This is a genomic window from Yoonia sp. (assembly GCF_036007805.1).
Taxonomy (GTDB): domain Bacteria; phylum Pseudomonadota; class Alphaproteobacteria; order Rhodobacterales; family Rhodobacteraceae; genus Yoonia.
In genome coordinates, this window is the sequence record NZ_DASYOK010000214.1 from 1 (window position 1) to 8,712 (window position 8,712).

Consider the following 8,712-nt stretch of genomic DNA (forward strand, 5'->3'; position numbering starts at 1 on the left):
GAGGGGCGTCAGGCATCTACAAAGGCCTTGCCAATGGCCGAAGCACCAACGCTTTATGATGCGTGGGACCAGTTGAAGGAACGGATTGATGGCACAAACAGCACTTTGGACCCCAGAGGAAGCAAGCGCGCTGGTGGCGACGGTCAGGGGCAACCCGGGCCAGACACTGACGTGGGACCACTATCTGTCGAAGCTGGAAGTCAGACTGGGTCGACTGATGGCGGAGGAGCCACAGGCGGTTCAAATACTGGTGGCAACGCTGGACGAGGCGGGCGAGCATCAACTGGCGCTCTCGGTGGAAATGGCGAAGCAGGGGCAAATCCCCGAAATGATAGTCAGCAGCAGCGAGAACCTGATGGGCCGGATCGGACTGCGTTGGCAGGGGGAGACACCGCCAATGACGGAAGCACCGGCGTCGGATCTGAAGTGGTTCAACGAAGTGACGCTGGAAGCGTGGGCGGAGGAAGCCCTTCTGTAACTCCCAAGAAGCGGGTCAATACAGAAGAGGCAACAGACCTTCAGGTTCAGTATGATCCACGCTCTACGGCGAATTTTGCCGTGGGGACGCTTGTTCCAAAGAACATGCAAGATGCGATGACGTCGGCGCTGGATGCTATTGCGGCTGAGGTCGGAGACATTGACCAGTTCGTAGCCGACGAGCTTGGCTATGACGTCACACGCATGCTGTCTGGTGACGGGAACGCCCCAGGGTATTTCAGCGCCGAGCAGGTCGATGCGCTGGCGCTTTCTATCTACAACATTAAAAAAGGTGGCGGCTTCATTATTGGGGATCAAACAGGCGTGGGTAAAGGCCGCGTTGTGGCCGCAATGATGCGATGGGCAGAGCGCAACAACCGCGTGCCCGTGTTCCTCACCGCGCGTGCTGGACTATTCAACGCTATGGTCACGGACATGCGAGACATCGGCTGGGAAGGCGACATCACAGCAGATACGTTTGTTACCAATTCTGACCTTCGTGGCAAAGACGCATTGGCGCTTGATAGTGGCGGCGTCCTCAAGGCCATGACACCCAAGCCCTACAAGGCTGCCATGGCGGAATTGGCAACTGGCAAAACGCCAGACGGCATCAAGCGGATCTTTACGACTTATTCGCAGATGCAGTCCGTAAAGGGCGCTGAAACTCCGCGGCGCAATATGTTCCGTGCGATTGCGCCAAACGCGCTCTTTATTCTTGATGAAAGCCACCTTGCCGGTGGTGCAGCAAAGAGCGAACGCATGAGGGAAGATGACGATCTTTCGCGTGCAAAGTTTATTCGCGACATTCTTGACCAAAGCACCGGTGCGTTCTTCTCTTCTGCTACATTCGCAAAGTCGCCAACCGTCATGTCTCTGTATGCAAAGACAGACTTGCGCCTTGCCGTTGCGGACATCGACAACCTTGCTGGTGTTATCGAGCAGGGCGGCGTGCCAATGCAGCAGGTCGCCTCAAATATGCTGGTGCAGTCAGGGCAGTATGTCCGCCGCGAACGGTCATATGCAGGCGTGAAGTTTAACACCACGCCTTACAAGACCAATATGGTGGCGGCCAAGGCAGGCACACAGGCTATCCGCTCTGTGTTTGATCTGGATCGCGACGTGATGCAGGACGTGCGCGAAGCCTTCATTGACGAGCTGATGTCTGAGGGTAACGGCGGAGCAATAGACGGTGCGGTCGGGGAGCAATCCGCGACGTCGATCAATTTTGCCTCGGTGATGCACAATGTGGTCGGGCAGTTTATCACGGCTATCAAGGCTGATGCTGCCGCTGCGCGCGTAATCGAAATAATCGAAAGCGGCCGCAAGCCCATCATTGCGCTGTCAAATACGAACGAAGCCATCATTTCAGACTTTGTGGGCGATGCCAAAGAAGGCGATGAGGTCGGAGAGGTTCCGTTCAACACAATCCTTATGCGCTATGCGGATAGGCTGCGCAGAATTACGATTAAGGACAGAGACACTGAAAGGAAGCGTCATGTTGTTATGACTGACGCCGACATCCTGCGCTTTGGCGGTGAAAAAGCTCTGCAACAGTTCAAAGAAACACGCGCGGCCATTGAGAAAATGGACCTGACAGGCATTCCCGGATCGCCGCTGGATCACATTATGGACAAGGTGGTCGCCGCTGGATACCAGATGGGCGAGATCACAGGCCGCAAGACGAGCGTGCGCAATGGCAAGGTCTCGCTGCGTGAGCCTTCAGCAGCTGAGAAAAACCGCACAATGCGCGCCTACAATACAGGCGAGATTGAGGCCCTGATCATCAACAAGTCAGGGGCCGAGGGCTTCTCACTGCACGCGACGGGTAAGAACGGAAACGACGGCAAGCCTCGGTCCATGATCGTGTTGCAGCCAGATGCCGACATCAATGTGTTCATGCAGTTGATTGGGCGCATTCACCGTACCGGCCAGATCCACCTGCCTGAATACGACATCGCGATTTCCGAGCTTGCCGTTGAAAAGCGGCCTGCCGCAGTCCTGATGCGCAAGATGGCATCTCTGTCAGCCAACACCACCGCGAACAAAGACAGCGTTGTCTCGCTCGATGCCGTGGACTTTATGAACAAGTACGGCGACCGCGTAATGCGGGAGTATCTCGATGAAAACCCAGACATCGCCTACGCGATGGACATGGAGAGCCTGCTTTCAAGCACAAACGAGGACGGTGAGCGCCAAGAATTGTCAGGCGGAGACTACGCTGCAAAGGCAACAGGCCGAATGGCTATCCTTGATCCAGCGGTGGCGGAATCGGCATTCAAAGACATTGAGGGGGCCTATGTTGCGCTGATTGAAGAGTTGGATCGCGCAGGCACAAACGACCTTGAAGCCAAGACGATTGATCTGGATGCAAAAACGAAGTCTGCAACAAACCTGACGGCGGGCGTCCCCGAAAGCAGCTCGGCATTTGCTGCGCCGGCACGTTTTGAGATTGCTGATGTGAAAACCATGGGCAACCCGATGTCGTCGAAAGAGGTCATGGAGGCCGTCAAGGAAGCTTGGGGCGACGGGGATATTCGTTCATGGCGCCAGAATATGGCGACCGAGATCCGAAAGTGGGCTGGGCCGCTGCAAGCGCGATTTGATGGGGCTGTTGAAGAGAAACAGTCCGAGCTCAAGTCTGCGCAGAATGAAAAGCTACGTGAGAGGATCACGATCGCCATCGCTGATCTGCAAGACCGGCGGGCTAAAGTGCAAGCCCAAGTCGCGAGTGTGATCGAGCAGTTGACGGAGTACGCCCCGGGCCGACCGCTTGTCATGGTAAATCGTGATGACCCCGATGTGCGCCACAACGGCGTTGTCGTCGGCGTCGATTGGGAGCGGGCTCAAGAGAACCCCAACGCCAAGTCAAAGATCATGGTTCGGATCGCCATTGCGGCCCCAGAGCGCGAAGTGCGACTGTCACTGTCAAGCCTGACATCCCCAAGCGGGCCATACGACGTTACGTTCTTTAACAACCTGCAAAACACGGTTGAAATGTTTGACTCAGTCCCGCGCGAGATGCGTGAGGATCGGGGCATCATCACTGGAAATCTCTTGGCGGGTTACGAAAAGTTCCCCAAAGGGCGGATCGTGATGTTTACCCGCAATGATGGCACGACAGAGAGCGGCATTCTGATGCCGCGCAACTTCAATCTCGCCGTCGAGCTTGAGAAAGCGCCCGTCCCATTGGGCACGGCGTCCGACGTTATGAAGTTTATCGACAAAGACCAGTCTGAGGGTGGCGGGTATTCATACTACGCGACCGCTGCAAGCGTCGATGGCGTTGTCAGCGTTACCCGTAACTCGCGCGGCTTCTATGTCATCACGGTTCGCGCAAAGGGTGGCAGAAAATACGCTGAACACTCGATTGTTGCCAAAGAGTTTGGCGAAATGACCAAGCGTGGGAGCCGGGAGTACACGCAGGTTTCCTATGACAGATCGCAGGTAGAGCGAGTCATAGATGCATACATAAAAGACTTGAGGGCGAGCTTCCAAGCAGAGACAAACAAAGGCTTTGCCCGCGAAGTCATGGGCATTGAAATGCCGGATACGTCCGTGGCGGAGGTCAAAGCGTCCATGAGCAAGCGTTCGGACCGTCAAAGCCAGCCCGTTGAAAGCCCAGCTCAAGTGAAACGGGATCTGGACCGGATCGCGGACGAGATCGGTCGTGAGATCGGCCGGACGACTGGGCAGAAGGTATCATTCCACTTGAGCGAGGAAGCCTACAACTTCGGCAAGGGCTATGAAGCGCTGGACGGGTACTTCCTTGACGGTGTGATCGGCGTGTCTGCGTCGGCCCCAGATGGCCCCGTCGGCATTGCGCGCCATGAGGTAATCCACGCCTTGCGCAGCCGTGATCTGTTCGGCGGTGAGGCTGGTGCGTTCTCAAAGGAGGAATGGCGCACGCTGGTCCGCGCCGCACGTAAGAACAAGCGCCTGCGTGATCAGGTCGATCAGTTCTACGAGGGTAAGAGCGAGTCCATCAAGATCGAAGAGGTCGTCGCTGAAATGTACCGCGAATGGTCGGATGGCCGCGATGCCGGTCTGAGTGACGCTGAGAAGAGCGCATTCCAAACCCTCAAGCGCGTGCTGGACGCGATCATCAACGTCCTGCGCGGCAATGGCATGCAAACTGCGGCTGATGTGTTCGAGCGCGTGCGTTCGGGCGAGGTCGGCGGGCGCGGGCCTGACGGCGGCGGGCAGGTGTTTGACGGGGATCCGGTGGCGAACCCTGAATTGATGGCGTCTATCTCTAAAATGTGGGGCGGCAAGCCTACATCGAGAACGGATGCTTCACTGGACAAGAAGGAAGCCAGCTTTGTTAGCAACCTGATTACCAACGCGATGGCGTCAAACGACAAGATGAACACGCTTGGCCTTGTGCCTGGCGAAGTCTTGTTCCGTGATCTGGGCAAGGCACTGCCTTCTGCGGCCAAGTGGGTGTCTCGGATGCGCAAGATGACTTCCGAACGGCAGGAAATGCACGCGGAATCGGACAAGCTGGCGCAGGAGTGGCTGGGTGTTTACGTCAAAGACAAGGAGAATGGCCGCAAGCTGCACGATCTGATGCATGAAGCCACGATTGCCGGTGTTGATCCCTCGATCCGGTTTGTGGCGCCCAAGCGGCGCGCAGATATGTCGCAAAAGGATTACCGGACGGTTGTTGAGAATGCCAAGGTTGCCTACGGCGACTTGAAGCAGAAATACGATGTCCTGCCTCAAAACATGAAGGCGATCTTTGGCAAGGCGCGGGACGCATATCGCAAGTTTGACGATGATCTGATGAATGCCATGGTCGATTCCGTAGCCAAGGCCATGGATCTGCAAGCCAGCCGCTTGAAGGCAAACTACGAAGCCGAATTGCAGCAGATCAAAGATGACGGTCTGGAAGGTGACGCGCGGGACTTTGCGCGCAAAAAGGCGCGGTCGCGGTACAATCAAGACGTCAAGATGCTTGAGTTCAGCCGCAATGCGCGGATCCGCAAGATGCGCCTGACCTACGAGTCCAACCGGATCGACGGGCCCTACTTCCCACTGATGCGCTTTGGGCAGTTCTTTGTCGCTGCGCGGGACAAGAAGGGCAAACTGGTTCACTTTGAGCGCGCCACTACAGTGGGTGTGCAGCAACGCATTGAAGCCGACATGAAGGCTGAAGGCTTTACCGTCGAAACCGGCGTGATCAAGCCCGAGGACAATATGAGCCGCTTTGTTGACCCCAACTTTGTGGCCGACGTGCAAGACTTGCTTGGCGAAGTCGGTGACAACGGCGAAGTGCTGGACGCGATCTATCAGCGGTATCTGGAAACACTGCCGTCGTTCTCGATCCGCAAGGCCAATATCCACCGCAAGGGCGTTCCGGGCTTTGACAAGGACGCAATCAAGGCATTCAGCAGCAAGATGTTCCACGGCGCGCACCAGTTGGCCCGCCTGCGTCATAGCATGGACCTGACGCGCCACATCGAGGATGCGCGCAGGGAAGCCAAGGACGCGCCCAACCCGACACGGGCAGGGGCAATCGCCAACGAGATGCAGAAGCGCCATGAGTGGTCACTGAACCCACAAGGCGCAAGCTGGAGTGCGTGGGCCACATCAGTATCGTTTGTCTGGTATCTGGGCCTGACCCCGGGCGCAGCAATCGTAAACCTGACGCAGACAACCGTGGTCGGCATTCCGATCTTGGCTGCGGGCATCAAGGGTGGATCGGTGGCCAAGGCGGCCAAGGCGCTTTCGGGTGCGCTGGCAGACTTTACCGCGGGCTTGGCCAAGGGCGATGCTGAATGGAGCCGAGGCGCCCTGACGAGCGGCAGGCTGTCCGACGACGAGCGCAAGGCATTGCAGGCGGCGTATAACTCTGGCGCATTGGACAAGAGCCAAGCGCACGACATTGCCGCGATCGGGGACAGTGGTGTCCAGTATTCGGCTGTGCGCGAAAAGGCGATGCGCCCGATTGCGTTCCTCTTCCACCATGCCGAGCGGTTGAACCGCGAGGTCACATTCCTTGCGGCCTACCGCATGTCGAAAGAGTCCGGTCTGGATCCAGAGCAAGCGACAGTACAAGCAGGCAACCTGACGTGGGATACGCACTTCAACTACGAAAACTGGTCGCGCCCGCGCTTCATGCAGGGCGACGTGGCCCGCGTGGCCTTCGTCTTTCGACAGTTTCAGGTGAATATGCTGTATCGCCTTTTCCGTGACACGCATCAGGCCCTCAAAGGCGAAAGTGAAGAGGTACGCAAGCAGGCGCGGGCCCAGCTTATCGGCATGACTGGCTCTATGATGCTTCACGCAGGGATCACCGGCACATGGGGCTATGCTTTGATGATGCTCTTGGCCGGCATGTTCTTTGATGGCGGGAAAGATGAGGCCGAGGAAGAGCTGAAGAACGCGGTGGTGTCTATGTTCGGCGCTGGTGCGGGCGGCATGATCCTCAAGGGCGTGCCCGGCCACCTGACCGGCACAGACCTGACATCGCGCATTGGTATGCCTGAATTGTGGTTCCGCAGCCCAGATCGGCAAATGGAAGGCAAAGAGGCGTACAATTATTGGGTCGAGCAGTTGCTCGGTGCGTTCCCCGCGATTGGCGCCAGCATCTTCCGTGGCGCAAGCATGGTCGGTGACGGCGAGGTGTGGCGCGGCGTGGAATTGATGGTGCCCAAGGCTGTCCGAGACCAAATGCGGTTCATGCGCTACCTCAACGAAGGCGTGACGACCTACAAGGGCGATCCGCTTTTGGATAACGTGTCTGCGCATGATGCGCTCAAACAAGCGATTGGCTTCTCACCGGCCCGTGTCAGTGAGCGCTACGAGCAGAACCGGCGCATGATGAACATGCAGATGGGCGTTCAGGACGAGCGCCGCCGGATCCTGTCCGATGTGACGCGGTACTTGCGCGAGGGCAAAGCGATCAGCCCGCGCGCATGGCGCAAGGTACGGGAGTTCAATGAGAAGTATCCGACCTACGCAATTACCGGCGCTACGATAGATCAGTCGCTCAGTGCGCGCTTGAGGGCCAGTCAGCAGATGGAGGGAGGCATTCGTCTCAATCCAAGGCTGGAAGGGCCGATACGATCCCAGATGGCTCCGTCGCTCTACGATTAAGCGCAGGTGTCACGGTGGCGTTTGTGGCTACCGCGACACCAGATATTGTGGTATTGGATGTGCTGAACACCATATGGTGTGTAATTCCGACTGGAGTTGATTGGCATGGTTGACGTGTGCAGCGTATCTGGAAATGTCGCAGACATTGGACTGGCCACGTTGGCCGGTGCCACTTTGGCCTTTCGGCGCGCACCTGATGCAATCGCACGATCGGGCAACACCGTCGTGCTCCCAGATCAGGTCGAAACCATAACTGACGCAGGCGGTGATTTTGTCATTTCGCTTGTGCCTGGGCAGTACAATGTCTTCATTGGATCCGGCGATGGCGGATTGCGCAAAGTTCGCGTGACCGTGCCGGACGCGGCGACAGCTTTCTTGGCGCAGCTGATCGACCTTCCTGCACCGGCGACGCTCGATGGGGCGCAGCAGGCTGTTCTGGATGCGCAGACTGCGCGCGATGCCGCAAATACAAGTGCATGGGCTGCGTCATCGTCTGCATCGAGTGCAGCAGCTTCGCAATCGGCGGCGGCTGGTTCCGCAAGTTCTGCGTCGGGAAGTGCAAGTGCTGCGTCAGACAGTGCGGCTGCTGCATCCGCATCTGCCTCAAGCGCTTTCAATTCGTCCACCACAGCGGCAAGTCACGCGGCGGAAGCCAACACCGCGCGCTCGGGCGCACAAGCGGCCCAAGAGGCCGCAGAGGCGGCTCAATCAGGGGCTGTCTCTGCAAGGTCCGCATCTGAGGCGGCCCGCGACCAATCGCAGACTGCTGCGGATGCAGCCACGGCACAGGCAGGCGCAGCAGCAGCTTCTGCAAGTGCGGCAAGCGGTTCTGCTTCAACTGCGGGCGATGCGGCCACGGCAGCTTCGGGTTCTGCCTCTGCGGCGCTGGCCAGTCAGCAGGCGGCGGATGCTTCTGCGACCATATCAGACCAGCGCGCGATTGATGCGGTTGGCAGCGCCAATGCAGCGGCTGGCAGCGCGACGGCGGCACAAGATGCCCAAGGGGGCGCAGAAACCGCCCAGGGGCTGGCAGAGGGCGCCAGAGACGACGCGCAGGCCGCCCGCGATGTAGCAACCACTGCACGGGACGCTGCAATCGCGGCGCAAGGTGCATCCGAAGGTGCGCGTGACGCATCG

At 58.2% G+C, this 8,712-nt stretch carries 2 protein-coding genes and 1 pseudogene; all 3 read left to right on the forward strand.

All coding sequences use genetic code 11. The annotated features are described in order from the left end of the window. Positions 1–88: 88 nt before the first annotated feature. Positions 89–478, forward strand: a complete 390-nt coding sequence (locus VGP75_RS11980) for a hypothetical protein (RefSeq protein WP_327543886.1) — start codon at positions 89–91, stop codon at positions 476–478. 80 nt (positions 479–558) lie between these two features. After that, positions 559–7,575: a PLxRFG domain-containing protein gene (locus VGP75_RS11985; protein WP_327543887.1), complete on the forward strand. Its 7,017-nt coding sequence runs from the start codon at positions 559–561 to the stop codon at positions 7,573–7,575. Between the two features lie 105 nt (positions 7,576–7,680). Further along, positions 7,681–8,712, forward strand: a pseudogene (locus VGP75_RS11990) (hypothetical protein); the annotation flags it as partial.